The sequence below is a fragment of the Streptomyces sp. NPDC059743 genome, from assembly GCF_042732975.1.
GTDB lineage: Bacteria > Actinomycetota > Actinomycetes > Streptomycetales > Streptomycetaceae > Streptomyces.
Map to the genome: position 1 here is coordinate 90,580 of NZ_JBHWGS010000018.1, position 25,487 is coordinate 116,066.

Here is a 25,487-nt window from a genome sequence, read left to right on the forward strand (position 1 = left end):
CGAAAGCCGAGCTCCCCCCAGCAGCACCGCTTCTCCCGAGGACACACCATGTGCCAGCACAAGCCCACCTGCCCCTCCGCTGTGGCCACAGACCGCGAGGCCGCCGTCGTGGTCGCAACTCACCCGGACCAGGGCTGGTCGCGGCTGTGCAACGGTGTCCTGCTCTTCGACGACACCGGCGAACTCCTTCCCGACGGCGAAATCATCGCCCCCCGCCGGCTGGCCGGCGCCGCCACGAGCGCTGCCGCATGAGTGTGACCCGGCACGAACAAGGTGGCCTGCCGGTTCCCTACGTCACTGCGTGGAGTGCCGAAAAGCACCGCACTCCTGCGGTGGTGCGGCATCCGAGCGGAAAGGGAATTGGCTTCGCCGACGAGATGCCCTATGACCGCGACGCGGACGGGGTGTTGTGGGTCAGGCAGACAATCGGCGCGGGTGCGGGCAGGGCCCTGTTCCCTACGGTCCACGCCCTGCGTCAGCGACGCGCGGTGAGCAGGCTGTTGTGTCAGGTCTGCGGTACGGACACTCTGGAGCAGGATCCGGAGCGGCAGCTCTTCGTGCTCAAGGACGTCGGCCAGCCCGTGGGCGAGGGAGAGCTGACCACCGCCGCCCCTGTCTGCCCGCCATGCGCACTCATCGCGGTCAAGCACTGCCCCCACCTGCAGAAGCACGTGGCCGCCTGGGTCGAACGGCCGATGTCCTGGGGTGTGGCGGGCATTCTCTACGACCAGAGGACCTTGCTGCCGGTCCCGGGTGACGACCTGGTCAAGGTCTCCTACGACGATCCCGCTATCCGCTGGATCCTGGCGACGCGTCAGGTGCTATCGCTCCAGGGCTGCACCGCGGTGGACGTCAGCGACTTCAACGCGACGGTCGTGGCCCGGTGACGAACGCGCTGGCACACATCCTCACTGGAGTTCGGTGCCGCTCGTCGAGCCTGGCTCCCCGGCGGTCCCGCGCGTCACCGCTGGGATGGCGAGCCGCGTATCACTCCCGTACCCATCCGTGTTCCCGCCCTGTGCCGCAGGCCCCGGGAACACCCGCACCTACCGAGACGGACATTCCATGGCTGGGCGTATCGAGGACTACGCACTCATTGGGGACATGCAGACCGCTGCCCTGGTCTGCCGTGACGGCAGCATCGACTGGCTGTGCCTGCCCCGCTTCGACTCCCCCGCGGTCCTCGCTGGGCTGCTTGACAACGAAGAGAACGGCTTCTGGCGCATCGGACCGGCGTGTGCCGACGGAGTGAATCCGCCCACCGCGGACCGGCGCAGTTACGTCGACGATTCCCTAATCCTGAGCTCGGAGTGGGACACCCTCCAGGGCACGGTCCGCGTCACGGACTTCATGCCGCCGCGTGACGGGGCGCCGCAACTGGTCCGGATCGTGGAGGGCCTGAGTGGCCAGGTGCAAATGAGGTCCGCGCTGCGGATGAGGTTCTCCTACGGACGTGTGGTGCCCTGGGTCCACAAGGTTGGTGACCGCACCGCGGCTGTGGCGGGCCCCGACTCGGTCTGGTTGGACACCGCGGCCCATACGCGAGGCGAGGACCAGACGACGTACGCGGACTTTACCGTCCGGCCTGGCGAGCGGATCGCGTTCACCATCAGCTGGCAGCCGTCGCACAGGGGCGAGCCGCCGCTACCGGAGCCGTACTCGGCCCTGGAAGCGACCGCCGATTTCTGGCGTGGATGGGTCGAGCAGTGCACCTACCGCGGCCCGCACCGGGACGCGGTGGTCCGTTCGTTGATCACGCTGAAGGCGCTCACCTACGCCCCGACGGGAGGGATCGTCGCGGCCCCGACCACGTCCCTGCCCGAGGAAATCGGCGGCGTACGAAACTGGGACTACCGCTACACCTGGCTGCGGGACGCGGCGATCACTCTTTCCTCGCTGCTGCGTACCGGCTACCGCCAGGAGGCGCACGCCTGGCGCGAGTGGCTGTTGCGGGCGGTCGCCGGGGACCCCGAGAACTTGCAGATCATGTACGGCATCGCCGGAGAACGCGAACTCGTCGAGGCGGAGCTGGACTGGCTGAGCGGATACGAGGGATCTTCCCCAGTCCGTATCGGCAACGGCGCCGCCGGCCAGCTCCAGCTGGACGTCTACGGCGAGACCATCGAAGCGCTGCACCTGGCCGACCGCGCCGGCCTGGCCCCCAACGACCACGCGGCCGCCCTGCAACTCAAGATGATCGCCTATCTGCAAGAACACTGGACCGAGCCGGACGAAGGCATCTGGGAAGTTCGCGGCCCGCGCCGGCACTTCGTCCACTCCAAGGTCATGGCATGGGTCGCCGTCGACCGCACCGTCAAGCTGATCGAATCCGGTCGTGCGGTCGGACCGCTTCAGCAGTGGCGTGAGCTGCGCGACGCCATACACCGGGACGTCTGCGCCAAGGGATTCGACTGGGAGCGCAACACGTTCACGCAGTCGTACGGCTCCAAGGAGCTGGACGCGTCGCTGCTGCTCATCCCCCAGGTCGGCTTCCTGCCTCCCGAGGACAAGCGCGTCATCGGCACCATCGAGGCGATCCAGCGGGAGCTGTCCACCGAGGACGGGTTCATCCTGCGCTACCGCACCGGCGGCCCGGGAGCGGGCCTCGACGGGCTTCCCGGTGACGAGGGCGCCTTCCTGGCCTGCTCCTTCTGGATGGCCGACGACCTCGCCATGATCGGCCGCCTGGACGAGGCCCGCGACCTGTTCGAGAAGCTCCTCGCCCTGCGCAACGACCTGGGACTGCTCGCCGAGGAATGGGACCCGCGGCTGAAGCGCCAGGTCGGGAACTTTCCCCAGGCGTTCAGCCACGTTCCGCTCATCGACACCGCATTGCGCCTGCAGCATGCCCTCGAACTCGCGGAGGCGGCATGAGCTCGCACAACGAAACGCTGCGAGGACTCTTCCCCGACGCCCTCGCCGTCACCCGTCCCGTCACCGTGGCAGTCGGTGAGCGATTCGAGGTCGTCACCCTGCCCGAAGTGCACGCCCGGGCAGTCCTCGCGAGGTTCGCCTATCGCCGGCCTCATCCGGTTGGTGCCGCCGTCGCGGACAACGGGCGATGGAGCCTGGTGCTTCCGACCGGGTCGGAAGAACCGCGCTGGCCGTCGGTGGCCCACTTCCAGAACAAGGGGTGGCTGCGCATTCCGCCGGTGTCCTCCTCGGGACCCGGAACCCTGCACTGGGCCCGATTCGGCAACGAAGTCGGCTGCGCATTCACCGCCCCGCTGCTGCTGAACTTCGCGCTGGCCGCGCGGGAATCAGTCTCCGTCGCCGGCGGGGCATACCCCTCCGCCTCTCGGGCCGACGCTGAACCCGGCCCCCTCTCCCGTATCCCTGTGAGGGCTTGATGATCAACGAGATAGCGGACGCAGCTCCATGGGCCCTGACTGGGGTCTTCGTGCTCGCCACGGCGCTCGTCGGACGCCGCCTGGTGGCCACCAAGCAGCAGCTGCGCGACCAGGGCCACGCGGCCACAGCGGAACTCCAGTTGCGGGACGCGGCACTGGCCGAGCTGAACGAAACACGGTTGCCGGCCATCGCCTACGCCATCGCCCAAGGGCAGCCCCTCCCCCCGGCACGGCCCCCGCTCGACGACTTCACCAAGCATCTGCGCACCGTGGAGGAGCAGTTGGCGCGGGTCCTGGCGGAAGCCAGGGACCGCGCCGGACAGGTCAGCCAGGGGACGCTGCTCGCGGTCACCCGCACGCTGCAGAGCCTGGTCAACGGCCAGCAGGTGGCCGTCACCGACATGATCGGCCGCTACGACTCCCCGGAGGTGGTCGCTGACCTGATGGTGTTCGATCACACCACTGCCCAGGTCCTGCGCCGCACCCAGTCGCTCGCCGTGGCCTGCGGTGCCTGGCCTGGACGGCAGCACGACGCCACGCCGGTGTTCGACGTGGTGCGCGGCGCTGTTGGGCGGATCTTGGACTACCGCCGCGTCGACATCGCCCAGCCCGAAAGCAACCGGGCGGTGGTCGGCCGCTCCGTCGAGGGCCTCGTGATCGCCCTGGCCGAGCTCTTGGAGAACGCCACCCGGTACTCACACCCCGACACGGTGGTCCAGGTCCAGTTCCAGCAGGCTCACAACGGTCTGTCCATCGTCATCGACGACGCGGGCGTCAGCCTGCCGCCGGGAGACCGCGAGCGGGCCCGCTACTTCCTCGCCGCGGAACACCCGATCGACATCACCCGCCTCGGCACCCCGCCGAAGATCGGGTTCCCGGTGATCGGGGCTCTGGCCCGGCGCTACGGCTTCAGCGCCTCGGTCGACACCCCCTCTCCGTACGGCGGGGTGCGCGCCGTGGTCTACCTGCCCAGCGCCACTCTCACCGACGTCGACACCCAACGAGCCGCGAGGGGCGAGAGAGCTGTGCATCTTCCGGCCCCCAGTTCTGCCGGCCCTGTCGAGCCGGTGGGTTCAACGGCTCATGGCCTGCCCAAGCGGCGCCGCCAGGATCCGGCAGACAGCCACTCCGCTGACGCTCCAGCTGTCACGGGGCAGAGCCCCGAGCAGGCCGCCGTCCCGTTCAGCGCCTTCGTGCGCGGCTCGCAGGCCGGCCGCAGCACGCCAACCAGTGAAGGGAACACTTCCGCATGACCGGCACCGCGAACGACCAGAGCAAGCAACTGGCCTGGATGCTCAACCAGATCCTCGCCCAGCCGGAGGTCTACGACGCCCTGCTGGTGAGCGGCGACGGCCTCCTGCGGGCCTGTTCGGAGGGGATGAACCGGGCCATGGCCGAGCGGGTGGCCGCCGCGCTATCCGGGGTCAAGGCGACCAGCACCGCCACAGCGGAGTTCTGCCGGTCGAGCACCGGCTCGTGGCGGCAGAGCCTGATGGAGTTCGACGGCGGCTACGTCATCATGATCGGCGCGGCCGACGGCACCTACCTGGCGGCGGCGACATCCAGCAATGTGGACATCGCCGTGGTGGTCATGACGATGCATACGGTGGTGGGCCAGCTCGGCCGGGAGATGGTCAGCACACCGCGCCAGGAAGACGGCAGCCCCACGTGACGCCGAGGCGCGCCCGCACCGACATCGTGCGGCAGTACGTCATCACGGGCGGCCGGGCCGCCCCGTCGCGCAACGCGCCCGTCTTGGACATGGTCACTCTGGTGGTCGCCCCCGGCGACCGCCCTGTGACCGGGTTCGGCCCGGAGCTGACGAGCATCGTCGAACTGTGCGCCGGGGGCTACCTCTCCATCGCCGAAGTCGCCTCCCGCACCCAGCTGCCGATGATCGTCACCAAGGTCCTCGTCGCGGACCTCATCGACACCGGCCACCTCGTCGCCCGCCGCCCCCCGCCCAAAGCCACCCTGCCCCCCGGCGACCTCATGGAGAAGGTGCTGCATGGCCTCGAGCGTCTATGACGGCATCTACGTGCGCGAATCCGTCGAGAACACGGCGAAGATCTTGGTGGTGGGGCCGTTTGGGGTCGGCAAGACGACCCTGATCGACGCCGTCAGCGAGATCGAGCCGCTGCGCACCGAGGAACTCATGACGCAGGCCGGCGCCGCAGTGGACAGTCTGGCCGGCATCCACGGCAAGACGACCACCACGGTGGCGCTGGACTTCGGGCGGATCACCCTCGGAGACGACGTCGCCCTGTACCTGTTCGGGACACCGGGACAGAGCCGTTTCTCGCCGATCTGGAACGAGCTCGCCCAGGGCGCCTACGGCGTCATCGTCCTGGTGGACTGCCGTCGTCTTGAGGCTTCCTTCGAGGCGATGGGCCTGGTCGAGCGGCGCGGACTGCCGTACGTGGTGGCGCTGAACGTCTTCTCCGACTCGCCCGAGTTCCCCGAAGAGGAACTGCGCGAGGCCCTCGACCTGGCGCCCGATACACCGCTGGTCACCTGCGACGCGCGTGACCGCGCTTCGGTGGTCCACACGCTGATCACTCTCGTCAAGCACCTGACCCGCACCCAGGAGTCCGTGTGACGTCTTATCCCGCCCACGCCGCCGTGCCGCCACCGGGCTGCCCGGCCCACCAGCCCACCGGTCTGCCGCCCTTGTACGGGCCGGACTTCGCGGCCGATCCCGAGAGCACCTACCGACTCCTGCACCAGCAGGGCCCCGCCTCCTGGATCGAACTGCCCCAGGGGATCCAGGCCATCGTGATCACGGACTACAGCTGCGCCCTGGAGGTGCTGCGCAGCCCCTACTTCAGCAAGGACGCGCGCCGGTGGGAGGCGCTGAACCAGGGACTGGTGCCCGCGGACAGCGAGCTGCTGCCGATGATGGCCTGGCGCCCGTCACTGCTGTACGCCGACGCCGACCGGCACCGGCGGCTTCGCCAGGCCGCGGACGACTGCCTGGCCCGGGTCGACGCGCACCAACTGCGCCATTTCGTCCAGGCGAGCGCTGTCGGCCTCATCCAGCAGGTCGCTCCGGCTGGCAGGGCCGACCTGGCCGCCGACTACGCCGTCCGGCTGCCGGTACTGGTGTTCACCCAGCTCTTCGGCTGTCCCGACGAATGGGTGGCGGACATGGCCGCTGCCTGCTCCCAGATGATCGACGCCGAGCCGGCCGCAGCGCAGGCCGGCGGGGCGAACCTGGCCGCTCTCCTGGGTCAACTGATCGCGGCCAAACGTGAGCGACCAGGTGCCGACCTGACGTCCTGGCTCCTGGAACACCCGGCCCGCCTCACCGACGAGGAGATGGTCCACCAGCTCGTCGTCCTCATCGGCGCGGGGACAGTCCCGATGTCGGCCTGGATCTCCAGCACGCTCATGATGATGCTCACCGACGACCGGTTCGCCGGCGACCTGTCCGGCGGCAGCCTGACCATCGGGGACGCGCTTAACGACGTGCTGTGGTCCAAGTCGCCCATGTCGAACTTCTGCTTCCACTACGCGACCCGCGAGTACGGCCTGCGTGACCGGCACGGACGGCAGTTCATCGTTCCCCCGGGCGTGCCCGTCCTGGTCAGCCTCGCGGCGGCCAACGCCCGGCTCAGCGCTGAAGCGAGCAGCGGGCACCGCGCCGCCAACCACGCGCACCTGGCGTTCAGCGCGGGGCCGCACGTCTGCCCGGCCCAGGACCTGGCCGGCGTCATCGCCGAGGTGGCCGTCGAAACGCTGCTCGACCAACTCCCTGACGTGCAGCTGGGCCTCGACGCCGCGGACCTGACCTGGCGACCGGGGCCCTTCCACCGCACCCTCACCGCACTGCCCGCACGGTTCCCTCCCTCTCCCGCCCCGACTTCTTCTGGATCTGGAGCTCCGACATGGAATCAGCAGCACTCCGACAGTGCCCCGTCCTGGACCCCACCGGCAGCGCCCTCCACGCCGAGGCCGCCAGCCTCCGCGCGCAGGGCCCGGCCATCCAGGTGGCGCTCCCTGGTGGCGTCATTGCGTGGTCGGTGACCCGCCTCGACCAGATCAAGTCCCTGACCAGTGACCGGCGGGTATCCCGCGACCCCCGCCAGCACTGGCCCGCACTTTCCGAGATATCCCCGGACTGGCCGCTGAACGCGCTGGTCCTGCCGGAGAGCGCCTTCAACTCCTACGGGCCCGAGCACCGGCGGCTGCGCGGCCTGATCTCCACCGCCTTCACCCCCCGGCGGACCGAAGCCCTCCGCCCGAAGGTCCAGAGGATCGTCGACCGGCTGATCACCGACCTCATCGCCGTCGAGCCCGGACACAGCGTCGACCTGCGTGCCACGTTCGCCTACATGGTGCCCACCGAGGTGATCTGCGACCTGTTCGGCGTGCCCTCCCAGATGCGGCCCTGGATGCGGCGCGTCATCGACGCCGCGCTGCACACCGCGGCCAGCCCCGAGCAAGCCCAGGCCGACTACCTCGACCTCGTGGCCTGCATGAGGGCCCTCATCGCGGACAAGCGCGCCCACCCGGACAAGGACATGACCAGCGACCTGATCGCCGCTTGGGACACCGAAGGGCGACTCGACGAGGAACAGCTGATCGGGACGTGCATCCTCATGGTCGGGGCGGGATCGGAAACGGCCGTGAACCTGATCCTCAAGGCGGCCCACGCGCTCCTGTCCAACCCCGACCAGCTCGCGCTGCTGCGCACCGAAGCGGTGACCTGGGCCGACGTGATCGAGGAGACCCTGCGCAGCGAGGGACCGATCGAACACATGCCGCTGCGGTACGCGGTGGAGGACATCGACCTCGGAGGCGGCGTCCTCATCAAGCAGGGAGAGGCCATCATCCTCGGCTTCGGCGCCGCCGGCCGCGACCCGGCCGTGCACGGCCGGGACGCCGACACCTTCGACGCCACCCGGGCCAACAAGGAGCACCTGGCCTTCGGCCACGGACCGCACTTCTGCCTCGGCGCGCCCCTGGCCCGCATGGAGGCGGACATCGCTCTTCGCGCGCTGTTCGGCAACTTCCCCAACCTGGCGCTCGCCCACCCCGACCAGCCGCCCCTGCCACAGGAGTCGTTCGTCGCCAACGGATTCCAGAGCCTGGACGTCGTCCTCTCCCCGGCGCCGAGCCAGGCCTGAAGTTCCGGCGTCTCTCCCGCCCGGAACCGAGACCACCGGTATTGGCCGCGGCGCACCACTTCGGTGCGCCGCGGCCGCCGGCAGCGGACACGCCCTGCCATCCCTCCGCCCCCACCGCCAAGCCCGCCTCTCGAGTAAGGACGAGCCATGGTCGCCATCCTGCGCTCAGCAGATGAGCTGAGCACCCTGACCCCCACCCAGCAGCGCGTCGTCGAGAAGATCGCCGCTGGCCTCAGCAACCAGCAGGCCGCCACGGAGCTCGGCATGAAGACCGGCACGCTGGCTGGGCACGTGATGAGCATCGGCCACAAATTCGGCGTCACCTCCCGTCCGGCCAAAGTGCACGCCGCCCTGGCCAGTGGGCAGGCGTGCGCCCCCGACGCGCCGGCCACCGTGCCGGACTTCACCGAGGACGAGCTGCGGCTGCTGCACGCTGTCGCCACCTGTTCGGAGAACGACGAGATCGCCGCGGCCGCGCGCATCGCACCGGTGCTGGTGACAACGCGCATCCGCGACCTGGTCGAGAGGGCCGGCGCCCTCAACTCCAGCCATCTGATCGGCCTGGCCCACGCCTGGAAGCTCCTGAGCACCCGCACGGCCCTGGAACCGGGTACGGCGGCCGTGCCGTCTCCGACGAGCCCGCACCACCCCGTCTCCGGAAGTGCGCGATGACGACGCCGTCTTCCCAGCCCCAGCGGCCGGACATCGCCCAGGACCTCATCCAGCGCGCGCACGCCGCACACGAGAACTGGCGAGGCGCCCGCGCGACGGCCACGCCCCCGCAGGGGCGGGCGCCGACGGCGCTCGACACCGCGCTGCTCGCGGACCGGGCCAACACCCAGCTGCTCGAACGGATCATCTCCGCCCACGGTTGGCCCGGCCACAGCCTCGTAGGGGACGAAGCCGCGCGGGCCGCGCTGACGCTCGCGCTGCACGCCGAGCACGACCCCCGCGCCCAGGACTCCTTCCTACGCACGGTCCGTGAAGCCGCCCAACGACACGAGGCGACCCCCGGCCAGTGGGCTCGCCTGTACGACCGATGCCTCGCGCGCGACGGGAAGCCGCAGGCCTACGGAACGCAGCATCGCCAACAGCCCGACGGACAGCTGGAGCTCTACCCGGTCCAAGACCCCGATCAGCTCGACGCCCGGCGTGCACAGGTCGGCCTGCTCCCGTACGCCGAGCAACTCCAGCTGCTGTGCGAACGCCTGTCCGGCAAGAGCAGCTCGTTACCGGCCGGAGACGATCTGGACGTCCTCGTGCTGGCCGGGACCAGGACATGAGCCGCAACCGGCCCCTCCCCCGGGCGCCGTCGTCCGCGCGAGCGCCCGACCGCGACGGCGGGTGCATTCCGCAGCCGTCCATCCCGCCGATCTCCGACGGGGACCGTCGTCCATCAACCCGCACCGGGAGTTAATCCTTGAACCTTCCCACCGCCGAGGCCGATGTGATCCGCATCGCCTCCTGGAATGTCGAGCACAACGGCCTGCCTGGCCACACCGCCGGCGGCGACGACCGGCGCCGACACCTGGCGCACGAGGTCCTGCGCGCTCACCGGCCGCACATCGTGCTGCGCCAGGAGCTGACGCTCGCGCACCTCGACGGGAGGCGCCACCTGCACGAGGAGGGCAAGAAGCTCGGCCTGTCCGCGGTGATGGCCCCGGGCAACCCCGAGAGCCCCAACCCGACCGGTGTTCTCTTCGACCCGAACACGTTCGCCTTGCACGCGGAGTACACGCACGTCACGAACGGTTGGCACCCGATCTGCAACCCAGTTGTCACGCTGCGCGGCGACACCGAGGCCATCAAGCCGCTCTCCCTGGCCTCGTTCCACCTCTGCTCCTACGACCCCGCCACCCGCGAGACCGAGGCCAAGCGTCTGGTCACCCTCGGCGGGCAGAAACGGACCGCCGTCATCGGTGGGGACTGCAACTCCTACCCGCACCGCGGCGCCGACGAGAGCGTGCCGCTGCCGGACTGGGCCGAGGTCAAGGACCCCGCGCACTTCGAGCACCGCACGATCCGCACCGCGGCTGGCCGGGTCTCCGACACGATCCCCGACGAGGTCCTCGCCAGCACCAAGCCGGGGGGCGGACGCGTCTTCGTCGAGCTCGGCCATCACGCCGCCACCGAACTCGGACAGCCCGGCGGACTGGAGGCGACCGCGAGCCTGTGGCGGAAGGACCAGGGGCACCGCAGCCGCATCGACCGGATGTACTGCACGCCCGACCTCGCACCGGCCCTGAAGTCGCTGGAGGTCTTCGCCGACGACGCGGTCGCCGAGGTCTCCGACCACGCCCTGGTCGTGGCCACCTTCGACCGCACGGCCTTCCGCCACGCGCTCACCCCGGGCCGGTGAACCATGCCGCCGCCCCCATCCACCGTCAAAACCGTCAGCGAGGAGAAGCAGCACGTGGCCGATGAACTGCGCGTCGTCTGCTGGAACATCGAGCACAACGGCCGCGGCCGGCATGGAGGCGACGACCACCGCGACCTGGCCCGCGACATCCTCGCCTCCGTCGAACCGCACATAGTGATGCGCCAGGAGCTGACCGGAGCCTGGGACAACGGCAAGGCGGACCTATACTCCGAGGCCAACCGGCTCGGCGGCCTCACGCCGTTCATGCCCGCGCCGCGGGAGGGACGTAGCCGCAACCCGGTGGGCGTGATGGTCGATCCCGCCCTGTTCTTCGTCGACGGCGTGTTCGAGCACGACCTGTCGTGGAAGCCGATCACTAATCCGCGCGTCCGCCTCAAGGGGTGTCCGAAGCCGCTCGATCTGGCGTCGGCGCACCTGTGCCACTTCGACCCGGACACGCGCGCGACAGAGGCGAGGCGGCTCACCACCCTCGCCGACAACGGCCGCACCGCCCTGGTGGGAATGGACGCGAACAGCTATCCGCACCAGACGGCGCTGGAGTCCGTGGCGCTCCCGGACTGGGACAAGATCGAGGACCGCGTCCACTACCAGCACCGCACCATCGAGCGCGACGGCCGGCGCGTCTCGGACACCCGGCCGGACGAGATCCTCACCGGCGGCAACCCGGTCTTCACCGACCTCGGCCTGCACGCCGGCACCACCCTCGGCCAGCCCGGCGCGCTCGCGGCGACGGCAAGCCTGAAGCGCACCGACCAGGGGCCCGCTCAGCGCATCGACCGCATGTACTGCACCCCCGACCTCGCCCCGGCCCTCATCTCCTTCGAAGCCGTGGCCACCGACGAGGTACGGGAGGTGTCCGACCACGCCCTCCTGGTCGCGCGCTTCGACCTCGACATCCTCCGCCAGATCCTCACGCCCACCCGCTGACACCTCTGCCTCTGGGGGAAGCTCCATGCTCATCAACGCGGCAATCTGCAACTTCGAAAACAACGGCGGCGGCGACCGCGCATTGTGGCAGCAGATGCACGACAAGCTGGCGTCGCTCGACCTGCATCTGCTCCTGCGACAGGAGATGTGGAACGCACAGGACAACGACAACGAGCTCGCGGACGCGGCCGAAGAAGTGCTCGGCATGGCCGGCCTGATCGGCGCCGAGTGCTGCACCGCCCTCTACCACGACCCGAACCTCTTCACTGCGGTCGGCGAGTTCCCGAAGACCGGCCCGATGTGGGTGCTCCCGCCGACCGTGCGCAGCCTGCAACTCGCCGGCACCGCCCCCGGCGCGGTCCCGCTGATCGTCGGCTCCTACCACCTCAACTACTGCTCCACCACCACACGCCTCTCGGAGGCCGAGTGGCTGACCAAGTGGAACGACAAGTGGGTGAAGGACAAGCACGGCGACCGGTACGTCCACCACCCCGTGCTGCTCGGCGGCGACAACAACAGCTACCCCGTCGCCGGCACTCCCGGCGACCCGGCTCTGCCCGTCCTGGAGGAGATTCGCGACGAACCCCACCGGGTGCACCGCTCCTACATCGGGCCGGACGGCGTGCGCCGGATGGACGACCGCCCGGACGACACCCTGCGCACCGCCGGCCTCCAGGACGTCGCCCGCCACCTCGTCGACACCACGGGCGACACCAGTGCCGTGGCGCCGACGGTCGACGCCTGTGACACCCACGGCCCGGACGCGCGCATCGACCGGATCTACGTCAGCAAGGAACTCCTGCCCGCCGTCCGCGCGGTCGAGGTCATCGACACGAAGGGCCTGTCCGACCACCACACGGTCCTGCTGCGCCTGGACCGGGACACGCTCACGGACATCCTCAACAACCCGATCAGTCGGGCGGCATGACCGATGGCAACGCCAAAGGACCCGGGCTCCGCATCCTCCGCACCGCGCTCGCGCACATCGCCGCCACGCTGTGCCGCCCCTCTCCCGAGGAGTGCGCGGAGGACTACGCCTGGTTCCGGGAGCGCCTCGCCGACCCGGGCCTCCTCGACTGCGCGGTCGGCGTGAAGACGGACGGCGCCGTACTCCTCGCGGTGCCCGCCGGCGGCAGCCGCAGCGGCGGCTACCTGTCGGTGGGCAGCGTGACCGATGCCGTACGCGTCTGGGCAGCCCTTCGGGGCCAGCCTGGGTTCCCGCGCGTTCGACTCGGCCTGTCGGTCCACCGCGACACCTGCCACACCGTCAACTGGGGCCCACGGCAGCCCCAGACCGACGCGGAGCGCGGCAGGTACTTCGGGTACGCGCCGTCCGCGATCGCCACCTTCCTCCACCGCGTCTCGATGTTCGACCCGCTTCCGGAATCCGCGACGAGCGGAGCGGACAGGACCGGCGCACGCGCCTGGAACAAGGACCCGCTGCTGTCGACGCTTCGCGACGTCGGCGGCTGCCTGGCCGTGATCTTGATGGGCGTTCTGATCACCGTGCTGGTGTCAGCGGCCCGCGGCACCTGGCCGCTGATCGGCGACATCCCCTGCCCTCACGTCATTCACCGCACCTCACAGGACCAACGATGACCACGAACCCGCCCGCACCCGCTCAGCGCCCCCAGCCCTCGGACGACACGCTGGAAGCCGCCGTTCCCGCCCAAGGTGCGCCCGCCGCGCGGGAGTCCGCCTCCGCGAGGACCTTCTCTGCTCATGGGAAGGCCTTCACCCGCCTCCCCCGCCGGGCCCTGACCGTATGGCGGGCGGCCACGGTGCTGTTCACCGCCGGCGCGGTCCTGGTCGTCGGCGGCCTCGGGGCAGCGCTCGTTCCCCGCCTGTGGGCTTCGGTTCCCCCCTGGCCGGGGTGGTGCGCGGCGGGCGTGGTGGCCGCCGTAGGGCTGGTGCGGTTCGCGCGTCTGCCTGCTCGCTGGGCGCGGACCGGCTTCCACCTCGCCGACCAGGAGCTGTGGATTCAAACGGGCCTGTGGCGCCGCACGCTGGAGATCCTTCCGTACGGACGCATCCAGTCCGTTGAAGTCGAGTCCGGTCCGCTTCAGCGCCGCTACCAGCTGGTGTCGGTCATCGTGGCCACCGGCTCCTTCCACAGCTTCTGGCTGCACAACATGGACGTCAGCGTGGCGGACGAGATCCGCGACCAACTGCTGCGCGCCGCCCAGGACCAGCAGGTCGCCCTGTGACCGAGCCCGCCGTCCTCGAAGGGCGCCTTCACCCCATCACACCGTGGCGCCGCGCCTTGGCCACCATCACCGGAGCCGTCCTGTTCTTCTTCCGGGACGCCGAATCGTGGGTCAAGTCCGCCGAGGGTTGGCCCCGCTGGGTCCTCGCCCTCGCCGCCGCAGCCGTCTCCCTGGCCGGCGCCGTTTACGGCTACCTGTCCTGGAGGAAGACCTCCTACCAGCTGACCGACGACGCCCTCCACGTACGTACCGGCATCCTCTTCCACCGGCGGCACCGCTTCGTCCTCGACCACCTCCAGGCAGCCGACGTCCACCGCCCCCTCCTCGGCCGGTGGATCGGCGTATGCAGCCTCCGCCTGTCCGTTTCGGGGCAGAGCGCGACGTTGAGCTACCTGAGCGAAGCCGACGCCTCAGCGCTCCGCAGTGCCCTGCTGCGGCGCATGTCCGGCGACACGCCCGCCGCGAGCGAACAGGTGGCCGAGTCCGAGGAACTGGCCGAGCCACCGCTCCTCGTCGTTCCCGCCCGCCGGCTCGCCCTGTCGATCCTGCTGGAAGCCCACACCATGGTCCGCGCCGGGATCGCGGTGATCGGTGGGCTGGTCCCCTATCTGATCTTCCACGAGCCGCTCGCCCTGCTCTCCCTGGCAGGATCGGCCGGCGCCGTGTGGAAGATGACGTACGGGCGCTGGCCCCGCTACCACGGCTGGACGCTCACCGCGGCTCCCGGCGGCTACCGCGCCGAGTACGGCCTGCTCGACCGGCGGCACCAGACCTACCGCCATCAGCGGACTCAGGCTGTCACCCTGGTCCAACCCCTCCTGTGGCGGCGTCGCGGGTGGGTGCAGATCCTGGTCTCGACCGCGGGCTACCACCACCCCCTCCTCCTCGCGCCCGTGGCGACCCTCGCCGAGGCCGAACGCCTGATCGCCGACCTCTACGGGCCCGACGGCGTACAGCTGCTGAACACTCAGACACCGGCCCCACGCCGTGCCCGCTGGGCCACCCCTTGGAGCCACGTGCTGTCCTGCAGCGTCAGCTCCGACCACGTGAGCGTGTGGCACGGCCTCTTCCTGCGCAACGTCAGAACTCTCTGCCCCACTTCGAAGACACAGAACATCGTCACGAGCCAGGGTCCCTGGCAGCGGCGCCTCGGACTGGCCACCGTGCACCTGGCTGTGGCCGGCGGGCCCGTGCTGTCCGGGCGCCATCGCGACGCAGGCGAAGCCCAACGGATCGCCTCCCGCATGCTGACCCTCAGCCGGACGACACGCCTCCCCGCGAGGGACGCAGTGCTAGTTCCCGGGACGCTGGCGTCGCGCGATCCACAAGGCGCGGCCTCGTGAACCGATCAGTGACCTCGTTCGTGCGCCGTCACCGGCGCCAACTGCAGGCAGACGCGCCCCGGTGGCACCCCCGGGCGGCCGGCTCGCTCGCCCTGTGGCAACTCGGCGCCGAAATCGCCCTGTTCTTGCCCACCTACAACACCCGGGGCTGGTACCTGCCGGGCGGAGCCCTGGAACAGGACGAGGACCCCGAACACGCGCTGACCCGTGAACTGCTGGAGGAGACAGGACTGCACCGCCGGCCTCTGCGCTTGCTCGTGATCGAGTCGGTCCGTGCCGACCCGGCTCGCGGCAAGCCAGCGGGTGAGAACTACATCTGGCAAGTCGACCCGCTGACCCGCCAGGAGTGGGACAGCGTCCGTCTGCCGCCCCAGGAGCTGAAGGACAAGCGCCTCGTCGCCTCCGGCGACCTGGGCCGCTTCGTCCGACCTGCACTGGAGCGCCGCATCCGCGCGGCGCTGAAAGCACAGACCACCGGCACCACGCTCTACCTGCCGCGCAGCCACTGACGATGAATAGGAGCGCGCCCGTGTCGTCACCTTCTCAGAAGCCGTCACCGCCCAGCGCGATCGCGTTCGACTTCGCGGGCACGCTGACCACCGCCGAACGGTGCCGCCCCAACGGCGCCCTGGTCCGCCGCGTCCTGACCCGTATCGGCAGCGACGTCGGCCCCGAGTTCGCCACCAGCTTCGACTCATCGATGTGGCGGTACTACACCGAGTCTCTGCCCGACTCCCTTGAGCGCCTCGTGCGCGCCACTGCGGCCCGCCACGGCGTACGCCTGCTCCCCCTGGAAACGCTGCTTGATGAGATCTGGCGAGAGTGCGGCGATCACCCCATCGATCCGGACGCGGCCGACGCGGTGCGCGCACAGCACGCGGCCGGCCGGACCACGGTGCTGGCCAGCAACACCTGCCGCCCCCCGGAGCGACGCCGGGCGACGCTGGCCGCAGCAGGTCTGGACTGTATGCGCGTGGTCTGCTCCAGCGACGTGAAGGTCGCCGCGGCCAAGCCATTCGACCGGTTCTACCAGCAGGTGATCGAGGCGGCCGAGGCACCCGCGCGCGAGATCGTGTTCGTCGGCGACCGGCTGGACAAGGACGTGATCGGGCCGTGCAACGCCGGCATGCGGGCCGTCCTCGTCGACAGCCGCCGCCCGCCGACAGCAGCGCCCGAGTGTCTGGTGGACGGAACCTTCGTCATCTCCCGGCTTGCCCAGCTCATCGAGGTCATCGAGTGATGTGCGGCTCGCGCCCACCTACGGCGTCGCGCCGGAAAACCAACCCCGCGACTGCTCAGTGGCGCCTACTCGCACTGCCTGACAACTGATAGCGCTCCGCCGTCTCCGGGGATCTCCCGCACCCACCCCGGGGCGCGGTAGCCCCTCGCCTCGGAAGGACTCTGGCATGGACGACAGGCACACAACGGTGCTGGACCGACTGGTCCGCGCCATTGCTACAGCGCACCCTGGCAGGCGCCCGCTCACGGACACCGACCGGGATGCCTTGGCGCCCCTACTCACCTCGCCCAACAGCCTGCGGACTCGGCTGGAGGCCCATCTTGGTGGGGAGGCGGGGCGGGTGAAGGTCACCGGAACTCTGGAACGGCGCCTGCTGCTCCTGGAACGCCCCGGCAGCAAGTGGATCGCCGCCGACCTGTCCGGTGCCGACCACGCCTCCCGCCGCTGGCCGCAATGGGCCAAGGAGCATATCCAGTTGGCTACAGCCGACTCGTGGCTGTCGTTCGCCGAGTTGACTGAGACGGCCGTCGAGCGGCTTGCCCGGCCGGACGTGCACCTGATGGCCCTGTACCACCCGGAGTTCTTCCCCATGCCGCGTTTCCCCCTGGGAATCAGCGACGTGGCCCGCGCGGCCCGCACCACGCTCACGGGCACGGTCACCCTGGCCGACATGCAGTTAGGCATCACCATCGAGGACCTGATCGAGCAGCTCATCACAGAGAAACCGGACATCGTCGGCATCTCCGCCACGTTCGGCCAGCACGACCTGATGATCCGGCTCCTCGACGCCGCCTTCTCCCTGCCCGCGCCTCCGTTGGTAGTGGCCGGCGGAAGCCTCACCGCTCGCAACGAAGCTCTGCTCTTGCAGCGCTACCCGAACCTGCTCGTTGCCCGTGGCGGGGGCGAGGCCACCATCGAAGGGATCCTGGCCCACTGGCACGGCGACATCCCCCGCGAGGAGATACCCGGCATCGGCTACACCGGCGCCGCCCGCGGAGGCGGCATGGTTCTCGGCCGGCGCCGCACCGCCAAGCCGGTCACCCGGGACACCAGCAGCGACATCCTGCCCGAACTCGACTTACTGCCGGCCACCTTCGCCCACCACGGCGTCGCGCAGCTCGAGTCCAGCCGCGGCTGCACCAACACCTGCTCCTTCTGCCCGCGCGGCCACAAGGGCCTGTGGGCCGGCGCTGCCCCGACCCTGCTGCCCTGGATCCTCAACGAGATCCGCCAGGTCTTCGACCGGTACCCGGACATCTCCCGCACCTTGTACCTGGTCGACGAGGAGATCATCGGCGCCGGCCCAGATGCCGTCGGCCGCGTCCTGGAGCTCGCGCGCACCCTGCACGCGGCCGGGTTCGCCTGGGAGTCCAGTTGTCGCATCGACCAAACCGTACGCACCGACCAGGACGAGGCGTGGCACATCGAACGGGCGCAGATGTGGCGCACCCTCGTGGAACTGGGGCTTCGCCGGATGCTGTTCGGCGTGGAGTCCGGCGTCGACTCCATCCTGACCCGCTTCAACAAGGAGACCACCGCCGGGCAGAACGCGCTGGCGATCCGCACCCTGTCCGCGCTCGCGGTCCCCACCCGCTACACCTACATCACCTTCGACCCGCTCATGACCCTGGCCGAGCTGAAGGCCACCTACGCCTTCCAGGGGCGGACCGATCTGCTGCTGTACCCCCAGCCCGACCTGGATGCCCGAGAGATCGTCCGGGGGGTCCGCGACGAGGAGTGGGTGGCCGAGCACGCCACCGGCCGGCCGCTGCATACCGGGATCAGCTACATGCTGGTGTCGATGGAGTGCCTGATCGGTGCCGCCTACACCCGGCAGGCGACCGCCGCGGGTCTGACCGGGCAGGCCGAGCCGCTCATGGGCCGCGTTGCCTGCCGATACCGGGACTGGCGGATCGGGGTGGCGAGCAGTTGGGCGCAGCGGTGGGTGGACCGCCACTTCGCCCTCGACTACACCCTCAAGAGCCTGGAGAAAGTCCTCGACGGCGCGTCCCGGCACGCGGTGCGCCAGGCCCGCGTGGTGCTGAAGGACGCCGCCTACCACGTCCTCGGCGACATGATCGCGGCCATCGAGCACTACGACCTGGAGCAGCCTGAGCAGGAGGACGTACTGACCGTGCGGATCGTGGCGGCTTTGGAGGCCCGCGCCGGGCTGCTGCGCCAGCAGATGGCCACCACCGTGTTCGAAGTCGGCCGCCATCTGTCCGGTGAGCATGCGGCCATGCTCACCCGCGAGCACGGCCGCTGGGCAGCAGCGGCGAGCTGGGAGCTGATCAACGCGGGAGAGTCCTGTGCGTGAGCGGCCGGCCAGGAACCGGGTGCCCCGCCGCTTCCCGGGCGGGACACCCCACGCCTCGTGGTCAGGCGCCGGTTTTTTCCGGGATCGGCACCCAGTTGAACTCCGGGCAGAAGCGGGCGTACGTGACGAGTTTCCAGGTCGCGTACTCCTCGACCCGCCCCGAGCTGCGCAGCAGGTGCTTGACCCAGGTGTGGGCGATGCGCTCCTCCGGGGTCATGGTCGTGTCGATCTGGTCGAGCATCCGACAGGAGACGGCGAAGTCCTCGACCGTCAGCGCGCTCAGGTCGATCTCGATGCCGTCCACGGTGAAGGCGAAGACGAGCCGGGAGGTGGAGAAGCGGGTCTTGCGCTCGCCCAGGAACGTCGTGTGCGGCGCGAGGACCTCCCGCAGGCGGTCGCGGTCCTCCACCGGGTAGCCGATGCCGAGGTCCAGGTCGGAGGTCTCGAGGTTCAGCCGGGTCCCGAAAGAGCCGACGTCGCGGGGCTTGTGCCCAGTCCACTCACTGATCAAGGCGGCAGCCTCGGCACGCACTTGCTCCAGGCGCTCGTCGGCGGCGCGCATCTGCTCGTAGAAGGCGCGGGCGCGCTCGAACTCAGCGTCGGTGAAGTCCCGGCGGTCGACCCAGCGCCGCTCGGTGATCGCGTTCAAGTCAAGGTCGGTGAAGGGGGATTGTGTCGTCACTCGACGCACCATACTCACTCCGTGAATCGGTATATCAGCGTTTGCCACTAAATGAGAACTAAGAGGTGCTTCCTGTGAATGCAGCGCAGTCTCCGCCGCGCCGTGTCCTCGCCCGCGGCCTGTCCGTCCATCCGATCGGCATCGGAGCCTGGGCCTTGGGCGGCCCCGACCACAACCTGGGCCTGCCGATGGGGTGGTCCACCGCCGACGACGCCTCCTCCCGCCGTGGTCTGGAGACCGCCTACGAGCGCGGCGTGAACCTCGTCGACACCGCCGACGTGTACGGACACGGGCACTCCGAGCGGGTTATCGGCGACTTCGTCGCCACCGTCGACCGGGCCACGCTCGTGCTGTCGTCCAAGGTCGGCTACCACCGCGGCACGGCCCGGCACGCCTACCTGCCCTCGGCGATGCGCCGTCAGCTCGAGACGACGCTGGAGAACCTGCGCACCGACCGCCTGGACATCTACTTCCTCCACAACGCCGACTTCGGGCCTGACGACCGCTACCTGGACGAGGCCGTCGCGCAGATGCGCGACTTCCAGCGCCAGGGCCTGGTCACCGCAGTCGGGATGCGCGGCCCGCACCGCTACGCCACCGAGCGGGTCACCGTCGCCAAGGAACTCCGCGGGGACAAGTACGCCCGGTTCGCCTACCTCGCCGACCAGATCCGCCCCGACTACCTCGCGGCCCGGTTCAACGCGCTGACCCCGCCGCCTGCCGGCGGCCGTCCGGACATCTTCGCCCTGGCGGCATCCCTTGGCGCCAGCGTGCTGATCAACAAACCGCTGGCCCAGGGCCTGCTCACCGGCAAGTACGACCCCGACCACCCGCCCGTCTTCACTCCCGGCGACCACCGGCTGCGCAAGGCATGGTTCACCCCCGGAGCGCTGAGGATCATCCAGGACGGTCTGTCCCCGTTGCGCGAACGGTTCGGCGCCGCGCCGGCCACGCTTACCCGAGTAGCCCTGCAGATCTGCCTGCAGCAGGCCGACAACGCCGCCGTCCTGGTCGGCTTCACCCGACCCGAGCAGGTCACCGAGAACCTGGCCGCCGTGGAAACCCCCCTCACCGACGACGAACTCAACTTCGCCCGCACCACCCTCGGCCGGCTCCAGCAGAACCTGGACGCCCACAGCGAGGTGTTCCTCGACGAGAAAGACGCCCGCCGATGACCTCCCCCAAGCAAATGTCCCTGATCACCTCGCAAGCGCCCACACACCGGCCGGCCGACGACGTCGTACGGCTGCTGCTGTTCAACGCCCAGCACGCCTCCCCTGAGCGTTCCCGGCGGCAGGCCGAATGGATCGCCGACCAGGAGGAAGCTGACATCGCCGTGCTCACCGAGATGTCCTCCTCCCACGACGCTCTCCTCACCGCGCTCACCGACGGCGGGTACGACGCCGTCATCGCCACGCAGCCTGACGGAGCCGACTACCGCACGGTCATCGCCTGCCGCACCGCCGACGCTCGGCCGGTCGATACACCAGTCACCGTCACGCCGCACCGCGCCCCGGCCGCCCGCGTCACCATCGACGGCCCGGGCGGGTACACAGTCGGCATCCTGGGCCTGTACGTCCCCTCCCGCGGCCCGAAGGACCAGCGCAACGTCGCCAAACGAGCCTTCCAGAACGCGGTCACGCAGGCCCTGCCGAAGCTCCGCCGCACCTTCCCGGACATGCCCGTCATCGTGGCCGGCGATCTCAACGTCCTCGAGCGCGGCCATCAGCCGCCGCACAAGGTGTTCGGCGAGTGGGAGTACGCCTTCTACGACTCCTTCCGGGCCGTCGGCCTCACCGACGCCTTCCGGCACCTGCACCCCGACACGACTGCCCACTCCTGGTACGGGCGCAGCGGCAACGGCTTCCGCTTCGATCACCTCTTCGTCTCCACACCTCACACCGGCCAGGTCCTCGCCTGTGACTACCACCAGGGGCCGCGGCAGGCCGGTCTGACCGACCACGCGGTCATGACCCTCCGCCTGGACGTATCGGCCCCCGGCAGACAGAGCGAGGCGTCACCGTCGCATGCCAGCTGATCGGGTACAGCGGCCCGTCTGACCATCGGCGTTTCGGCCATTCCGCCCACGGACGCACGCTCTTGCGCGGCAAGGGTCGGTGCACGGTCCACCTTGAGAGATCCGCTCAATTCCACCGTGCACAACCCGACCGAAAAACAGGTGTTCGAAATCGTGGCGGCGTCGTTGGACACGCCGAAGCCGCCATCCATGTCCACGAGGGGGAACACGTTGACGTCAGCCGAACCCGACAGCGACGAGAACGAGAACCTGCTGAAGACCGCCACGACGGGCGGCATTTCGGACGCCGAGCGCGAGCTGTACGGAGGGCGGTTGCGCTACGACCAGTCCTTCGTCCGCCACGAGGGCCCGCTGACCCGGCTGAAGTTCGGGCACATGGCGGCCGCGCTGCCGCGCATGGTCGGCATGGTGCTGCGCACCGGATGGCAGACGGACCGGCGGGCGCTCGCCGGTGTCGTGGCGGCCCAGCTCGGGCAGGGCGTGACGGCAGGGTGGGGGCTGGTGGCGGTCAACAACGTCCTCACACAACTGTTCGCCGACGGGCCAACATCGGGCAAGCTCCGCGACGCCCTGCCGTCGCTGGTGGTCCTCGCCGTCGCGGCGGTGGCCACCGCATTGCTGTCGGCGTGGTCGACGGCGATGTCGGGCCGGCTGGAGCCGCAGGTGGAGCGCGCCGTGTCCGCCCGGTACTACACGGCCGTCACCCACGTGGAGGTGGAGGCGACCGAGCGGCCGGAGGTGCAGCGGGTCCTGGAGGCAGGGAAGTTCGGCACTGACTCCGCCCGGAGCATGCTCCGGCTGTCGGTGGGCGTGGGAAACGTGGTGATCGGCATGGCGGCGGCCGCTGTCGTGCTGGCGTCGCTGCACTGGGCGCTGCTGCCGATGCTGCTGGCCATCGCCGTGCCCAAGGGGTGGGGCGCGGTCCGCTCCGCGCGCCGCGACTACCTCTCGCGCCTGAACTGGGTCGACCACCGGCGGGCGATCGCTTCCCTGCTGGCCTACCTCACCCGTCCGCACGCCGCCGGCGAGATCCGTGTGCACGCGGCCGGCACCAAGTTGCTGTCCAGCTACGAGGAGATGTCAAGGCAGACCGAGGCGGAGCAACGGCGCCTTGCCCGGGCCCAGGCCTCGACCGACCTGGTCGCGGGCGGCTTCGCCGGCCTGGCATCGCTGGCCTGCTACGGATTGCTGTGGTGGCTCCTGTCGACCGGTGGTCTGCCACTCGCCGTCGGTGGGACGGCGGTCATCGCGATTCGAACCTCGACGGCGCGGCTGACGTCGCTGGTACAGCAGATCAACCGGCTCTACGAGGAGTTGCTGTTCCTCACCGACACCGAGGACGCCATCGAGGTGGCGCGGGAGAACGCGATCCCGCGCTCGGGCGCTGCCCTGCCGGAGCCTGTGCGGGAGGTGCGGACGCAGGAGGTGTCCTTCACTTACCCAGGAGCCTCATGCCCCGCGCTGGAGAAGGTGAGCGTGCGGGTGCCCCGGGGGAAGGTGACGGCACTTGTGGGTGCGAACGGCTCGGGAAAGACCACGCTGACGAAGGTGCTGGCCGGCCTGCTGCTGCCCACGGATGGAAGCGTGTGGTGGGAGGGAGGGGCCGGCGAGGCCGTTGAGCTCCGCGAGGCGGACCGTGCTCGGGTGTTCGCCTCGGTCGGCTTGCTGGCACAGGACTTCCCTCGTTGGGAGATGACCGCCGCCGCGAACGTGGCCATCGGCGCCGGCGACCGTCCCCGGGACATGGACCGTGTCCGGAACGCCGCCCAGGCCGCGGACGTGCTCACCCTGATCGACGGCCTTCCGAACGGCTGGGACTCCATCGTCTTCAAGGGCTACGAACGCGGGGTTCAGCTCTCGGGCGGGCAGTGGCAGAAGCTGGGTACCGCGCGAACTCGGTACCGGCAGGCGCCGTTCCTGCTGGTTGACGAACCCACCAGCGCTCTCGATCCGCATGCGGAGATCGCGGCGTTCGAGGGGCTGTGGTCCCTGGCGCAACAGGGTCACGCCGTCGTGCTCGTCACTCACCGGCTGGCCGCCACCATGAAGGCCGACCACATCTACGTCCTCGATCAGGGGTCCGTCGTCGAGGAAGGCGCGCACGCGGACCTGATGGCTCGCGAAGGCGGCATGTACCAGGGGATGTTCACCGCGCAGGCCGCCCAGTACGGACTCGCGGCGGCGGCCCACCCCGTCCCCGGCCCCCGCGGCACGCGACCGTCCAACAACGAGAAGGCGGGCTGACCGCTGGCCCGACCTGCACAAGCCCGGCCGCCCCCGCACCCGAAAGCGAGACGACGCTCGTGTCACCCAGCCCTTCCTCGATCCGCAAGACCGTCGAGGCGTACCTCGATCAGCACCCGGACGAACGCGACACCCTGGCCGAACTGATGGCCGCGCTGGACCAGCCCGGCGACGCGACCGCCCGGTCGACCGTGCCCGCTCACGTCACTTGCAGCGCCGCCGTCATCGACCACCGGTGCCAGGTCCTGCACATCCGGCACCGGGCCAGCGGCGGCCTCGTGCTCGTCCCCGGAGGTCACATCGAGCCCGGGGACCGCACGCTACTCGCCGCGGCGCTACGCGAGGTGAAAGAGGAAGCAGGGATCGAGCCGGGCGCCCTGTGCCTGGCCCGGCAGACTCTCGGCTCTCCGATCGACATCGACGTCCACCACATCGACGCCAACCCTGCCAAGGGCGAACCGGCCCATCGGCACTTCGACTTCCGCTACGTGTTCTACCTCATCGACGGGGAGCCGCCGACGATCACCTTGCAGGACGAGGAGGTCTCCGGCGCCCAGTGGCTCCCCCTACCCGAGGTCACCTCCCCGACGCTGCGGGCGAAACTTCTGCAGGCGCAGATGGACGGGCGGCCGGAGCCAGTGAACGCCTCCGCGCTCATCCACGACGGGGCCGGCCGCTACCTCCTTCATCTGCGCGACCACGCACCCGGCATCTGGCAGTCCGGGGCGTTCGACCTTCTCGGCGGCGGCCGCGAACCCGGCGACCTGGGCCTTGAGGGCACCCTGCTGCGTGAACTGTCCGAGGAGGTCCCCGACCTCCGCCTCGATGTCCTGGAGCCGTACGCCGTGGGGGCGGCCACCAGCGTCGACGGGCTCAGCGTTCCCATCGAGGTCTTCGCCGGCCGTTGGCGCGGCAACCCCGATCGTCTCCGGTTGCACGAAGGGGTCCTGCTGCGCTGGTTCACCCCCGGCCAGATGGACCGGCTGCGGTTGAGCCCCGCAACACGCGACCTCATCGACCGGCACGCGGCCGAGAACGCCCCGCACGTGGCCGCGCCGGAGATGCCGCCGGTGTGGGACGGCGGCAGCCGCACCGTGCTGAACGGCATCGGCGTTCACCTTCACCTGGAGGACAACGACGGCCGGATCCTCCTCGGTCTGCGCCACCCCGACTCCGTGTACGCAGGGAACACCTGGCACTACCTGGCAGGGAGATGTGAGCAGGAATCGGCGGTGGCATGTCTGGTCCGAGAAGCTCGGGAGGAAGCGGGACTGGACATCGACCCTGCGGACGTGGAGCTGGTCCACGTCGTGCACGTCGTGGACGCACCGGGCGGACAGCCGCTGCTGCAGTTGGTCTTCACGGCACGCCGCTGGGAGGGCGCTGTGGAGGTCCGTGAGCCCGACAAGTGCCTGGCCTGGCAGTGGTGGCCGCAGCAGGACCTCCCCGAGCAGCTCGTCCCCTACACCCGCACGGCCATCAGCGGCATCGCTGAAGGCCGCACTTACTCGCAGATGGGCTGGTGAACGGCGTGCGCGCGGGCACCGGCCGCGGTGCCGGACTGTCGGCCGCCCAGGACGGTCCGGTGCCGGCCGGTCCGTTCCCGGAAGCGTACGGACGCGCCCGGTAT

26 protein-coding genes are annotated in these 25,487 nt (G+C 70.0%); 25 read left to right on the forward strand and 1 reads right to left on the reverse strand.

Features of this window, described 5'->3' with window-relative positions; translation table 11 throughout:
* Window positions 1-48 precede the first annotated feature (48 nt).
* The 21 genes from ACFV6H_RS29240 (at window position 49) to ACFV6H_RS29340 (ending at window position 18,893) form a co-directional block, all read left to right on the forward strand.
* The gene (locus ACFV6H_RS29240) at window positions 49-252 is read left to right on the forward strand and encodes a DUF5999 family protein (protein WP_385547997.1); all 204 of its coding nucleotides are present in this window, start codon (window positions 49-51) and stop codon (window positions 250-252) included.
* 236 nt (window positions 253-488) lie between these two features.
* Entirely contained in the window at window positions 489-887 is a 399-nt protein-coding gene (locus ACFV6H_RS29245; protein WP_385548000.1) for a hypothetical protein, read from the forward strand.
* A gap of 178 nt (window positions 888-1,065) precedes the next feature.
* Entirely contained in the window at window positions 1,066-2,874 is a 1,809-nt protein-coding gene (locus ACFV6H_RS29250; RefSeq protein WP_385548003.1) for a glycoside hydrolase family 15 protein, read from the forward strand.
* A complete protein-coding gene (locus ACFV6H_RS29255; protein ID WP_385548006.1) occupies window positions 2,871-3,350 on the forward strand; it encodes a hypothetical protein in 480 nt (159 codons plus the stop codon). Before ACFV6H_RS29250 ends, ACFV6H_RS29255 begins: the two co-directional genes overlap by 4 nt.
* Complete coding sequence (locus tag ACFV6H_RS29260; RefSeq protein WP_385548009.1) at window positions 3,350-4,603, forward strand: ATP-binding protein; 1,254 nt, start codon at window positions 3,350-3,352, stop codon at window positions 4,601-4,603. Before ACFV6H_RS29255 ends, ACFV6H_RS29260 begins: the two co-directional genes overlap by 1 nt.
* A complete protein-coding gene (locus tag ACFV6H_RS29265; RefSeq protein ID WP_385548012.1) occupies window positions 4,600-5,022 on the forward strand; it encodes a roadblock/LC7 domain-containing protein in 423 nt (140 codons plus the stop codon). The genes ACFV6H_RS29260 and ACFV6H_RS29265 overlap by 4 nt, the downstream gene beginning before the upstream one ends.
* On the forward strand, window positions 5,019-5,378 hold the full coding sequence (locus tag ACFV6H_RS29270; protein WP_385548014.1) for a DUF742 domain-containing protein: 360 nt from the start codon (window positions 5,019-5,021) through the stop codon (window positions 5,376-5,378). The genes ACFV6H_RS29265 and ACFV6H_RS29270 overlap by 4 nt, the downstream gene beginning before the upstream one ends.
* Entirely contained in the window at window positions 5,359-5,949 is a 591-nt protein-coding gene (locus ACFV6H_RS29275) for an ATP/GTP-binding protein (protein ID WP_385548017.1), read from the forward strand. The genes ACFV6H_RS29270 and ACFV6H_RS29275 overlap by 20 nt, the downstream gene beginning before the upstream one ends.
* On the forward strand, window positions 5,946-7,376 hold the full coding sequence (locus tag ACFV6H_RS29280; RefSeq protein WP_385548020.1) for a cytochrome P450: 1,431 nt from the start codon (window positions 5,946-5,948) through the stop codon (window positions 7,374-7,376). The genes ACFV6H_RS29275 and ACFV6H_RS29280 overlap by 4 nt, the downstream gene beginning before the upstream one ends.
* Window positions 7,373-8,479: a cytochrome P450 gene (locus tag ACFV6H_RS29285; RefSeq protein WP_385548023.1), complete on the forward strand. Its 1,107-nt coding sequence runs from the start codon at window positions 7,373-7,375 to the stop codon at window positions 8,477-8,479. Before ACFV6H_RS29280 ends, ACFV6H_RS29285 begins: the two co-directional genes overlap by 4 nt.
* Before the next feature lie 147 nt (window positions 8,480-8,626).
* Window positions 8,627-9,151, forward strand: coding sequence for a LuxR C-terminal-related transcriptional regulator (locus tag ACFV6H_RS29290; protein WP_385548026.1), 525 nt, complete (start codon window positions 8,627-8,629; stop codon window positions 9,149-9,151).
* Window positions 9,148-9,762, forward strand: coding sequence for a DUF6624 domain-containing protein (locus tag ACFV6H_RS29295; protein ID WP_385548029.1), 615 nt, complete (start codon window positions 9,148-9,150; stop codon window positions 9,760-9,762). Before ACFV6H_RS29290 ends, ACFV6H_RS29295 begins: the two co-directional genes overlap by 4 nt.
* A gap of 137 nt (window positions 9,763-9,899) precedes the next feature.
* Window positions 9,900-10,838: an endonuclease/exonuclease/phosphatase family protein gene (locus ACFV6H_RS29300; protein WP_385548032.1), complete on the forward strand. Its 939-nt coding sequence runs from the start codon at window positions 9,900-9,902 to the stop codon at window positions 10,836-10,838.
* Between the two features lie 3 nt (window positions 10,839-10,841).
* Window positions 10,842-11,786 (forward strand): endonuclease/exonuclease/phosphatase family protein, encoded by a 945-nt coding sequence (locus tag ACFV6H_RS29305; protein WP_385548035.1) that lies wholly within the window; start codon window positions 10,842-10,844, stop codon window positions 11,784-11,786.
* 25 nt (window positions 11,787-11,811) lie between these two features.
* Window positions 11,812-12,714 carry an endonuclease/exonuclease/phosphatase family protein gene (locus ACFV6H_RS29310; protein ID WP_385548038.1) on the forward strand — a complete coding sequence of 301 codons (903 nt, stop codon included), beginning with the start codon at window positions 11,812-11,814 and terminating at the stop codon, window positions 12,712-12,714.
* Entirely contained in the window at window positions 12,711-13,385 is a 675-nt protein-coding gene (locus tag ACFV6H_RS29315; RefSeq protein ID WP_385548041.1) for a DUF6302 family protein, read from the forward strand. The genes ACFV6H_RS29310 and ACFV6H_RS29315 overlap by 4 nt, the downstream gene beginning before the upstream one ends.
* Complete coding sequence (locus ACFV6H_RS29320) at window positions 13,382-13,993, forward strand: PH domain-containing protein (protein ID WP_385548044.1); 612 nt, start codon at window positions 13,382-13,384, stop codon at window positions 13,991-13,993. The genes ACFV6H_RS29315 and ACFV6H_RS29320 overlap by 4 nt, the downstream gene beginning before the upstream one ends.
* Window positions 13,990-15,336, forward strand: a complete 1,347-nt coding sequence (locus tag ACFV6H_RS29325) for a PH domain-containing protein (protein WP_385548047.1) — start codon at window positions 13,990-13,992, stop codon at window positions 15,334-15,336. The genes ACFV6H_RS29320 and ACFV6H_RS29325 overlap by 4 nt, the downstream gene beginning before the upstream one ends.
* The gene (locus ACFV6H_RS29330) at window positions 15,333-15,845 is read left to right on the forward strand and encodes an NUDIX domain-containing protein (protein WP_385548050.1); all 513 of its coding nucleotides are present in this window, start codon (window positions 15,333-15,335) and stop codon (window positions 15,843-15,845) included. The genes ACFV6H_RS29325 and ACFV6H_RS29330 overlap by 4 nt, the downstream gene beginning before the upstream one ends.
* 20 nt (window positions 15,846-15,865) lie before the next feature.
* A complete protein-coding gene (locus ACFV6H_RS29335) occupies window positions 15,866-16,576 on the forward strand; it encodes an HAD family hydrolase (RefSeq protein ID WP_385548053.1) in 711 nt (236 codons plus the stop codon).
* A gap of 166 nt (window positions 16,577-16,742) precedes the next feature.
* Window positions 16,743-18,893: a B12-binding domain-containing radical SAM protein gene (locus ACFV6H_RS29340; protein ID WP_385548056.1), complete on the forward strand. Its 2,151-nt coding sequence runs from the start codon at window positions 16,743-16,745 to the stop codon at window positions 18,891-18,893.
* Window positions 18,894-18,954: 61 nt separating this feature from the next.
* Here the strand turns inward: ACFV6H_RS29340 and ACFV6H_RS29345 are convergent, their stop codons facing one another.
* A complete protein-coding gene (locus tag ACFV6H_RS29345) occupies window positions 18,955-19,542 on the reverse strand; it encodes a hypothetical protein (RefSeq protein ID WP_385548059.1) in 588 nt (195 codons plus the stop codon).
* A 107-nt stretch (window positions 19,543-19,649) separates the two neighbouring features.
* On the opposite strand from ACFV6H_RS29345, the gene ACFV6H_RS29350 reads away from it, so the two are divergent.
* The 4 genes from ACFV6H_RS29350 to ACFV6H_RS29365 all read left to right on the forward strand — a co-directional run bounded on the left by ACFV6H_RS29350 (window position 19,650) and on the right by ACFV6H_RS29365 (window position 25,383).
* Window positions 19,650-20,750 carry an aldo/keto reductase gene (locus ACFV6H_RS29350; protein WP_385548062.1) on the forward strand — a complete coding sequence of 367 codons (1,101 nt, stop codon included), beginning with the start codon at window positions 19,650-19,652 and terminating at the stop codon, window positions 20,748-20,750.
* Entirely contained in the window at window positions 20,747-21,613 is an 867-nt protein-coding gene (locus ACFV6H_RS29355) for an endonuclease/exonuclease/phosphatase family protein (protein ID WP_385548064.1), read from the forward strand. The genes ACFV6H_RS29350 and ACFV6H_RS29355 overlap by 4 nt, the downstream gene beginning before the upstream one ends.
* Window positions 21,614-21,730: 117 nt before the next feature.
* Entirely contained in the window at window positions 21,731-23,857 is a 2,127-nt protein-coding gene (locus tag ACFV6H_RS29360) for an ATP-binding cassette domain-containing protein (RefSeq protein ID WP_385548068.1), read from the forward strand.
* A gap of 59 nt (window positions 23,858-23,916) precedes the next feature.
* Window positions 23,917-25,383: an NUDIX domain-containing protein gene (locus tag ACFV6H_RS29365; protein WP_385548071.1), complete on the forward strand. Its 1,467-nt coding sequence runs from the start codon at window positions 23,917-23,919 to the stop codon at window positions 25,381-25,383.
* Window positions 25,384-25,487 lie beyond the last annotated feature (104 nt).

Bases quoted from the DNA above. Each gene is read 5' to 3' on its own strand.
- ACFV6H_RS29240 (WP_385547997.1), top strand. From the start codon at position 49: ATGTGCCAGCACAAGCCCACCTGCCCCTCCGCTGTGGCCACAGACCGC.
- ACFV6H_RS29250 (WP_385548003.1), top strand. From the start codon at position 1,066: ATGGCTGGGCGTATCGAGGACTACGCACTCATTGGGGACATGCAGACC.
- ACFV6H_RS29255 (WP_385548006.1), top strand. From the start codon at position 2,871: ATGAGCTCGCACAACGAAACGCTGCGAGGACTCTTCCCCGACGCCCTC.
- ACFV6H_RS29260 (WP_385548009.1), top strand. From the start codon at position 3,350: ATGATCAACGAGATAGCGGACGCAGCTCCATGGGCCCTGACTGGGGTC.
- ACFV6H_RS29265 (WP_385548012.1), top strand. From the start codon at position 4,600: ATGACCGGCACCGCGAACGACCAGAGCAAGCAACTGGCCTGGATGCTC.
- ACFV6H_RS29275 (WP_385548017.1), top strand. From the start codon at position 5,359: ATGGCCTCGAGCGTCTATGACGGCATCTACGTGCGCGAATCCGTCGAG.
- ACFV6H_RS29290 (WP_385548026.1), top strand. From the start codon at position 8,627: ATGGTCGCCATCCTGCGCTCAGCAGATGAGCTGAGCACCCTGACCCCC.
- ACFV6H_RS29295 (WP_385548029.1), top strand. From the start codon at position 9,148: ATGACGACGCCGTCTTCCCAGCCCCAGCGGCCGGACATCGCCCAGGAC.
- ACFV6H_RS29305 (WP_385548035.1), top strand. From the start codon at position 10,842: ATGCCGCCGCCCCCATCCACCGTCAAAACCGTCAGCGAGGAGAAGCAG.
- ACFV6H_RS29310 (WP_385548038.1), top strand. From the start codon at position 11,812: ATGCTCATCAACGCGGCAATCTGCAACTTCGAAAACAACGGCGGCGGC.
- ACFV6H_RS29315 (WP_385548041.1), top strand. From the start codon at position 12,711: ATGACCGATGGCAACGCCAAAGGACCCGGGCTCCGCATCCTCCGCACC.
- ACFV6H_RS29320 (WP_385548044.1), top strand. From the start codon at position 13,382: ATGACCACGAACCCGCCCGCACCCGCTCAGCGCCCCCAGCCCTCGGAC.
- ACFV6H_RS29340 (WP_385548056.1), top strand. From the start codon at position 16,743: ATGGACGACAGGCACACAACGGTGCTGGACCGACTGGTCCGCGCCATT.
- ACFV6H_RS29355 (WP_385548064.1), top strand. From the start codon at position 20,747: ATGACCTCCCCCAAGCAAATGTCCCTGATCACCTCGCAAGCGCCCACA.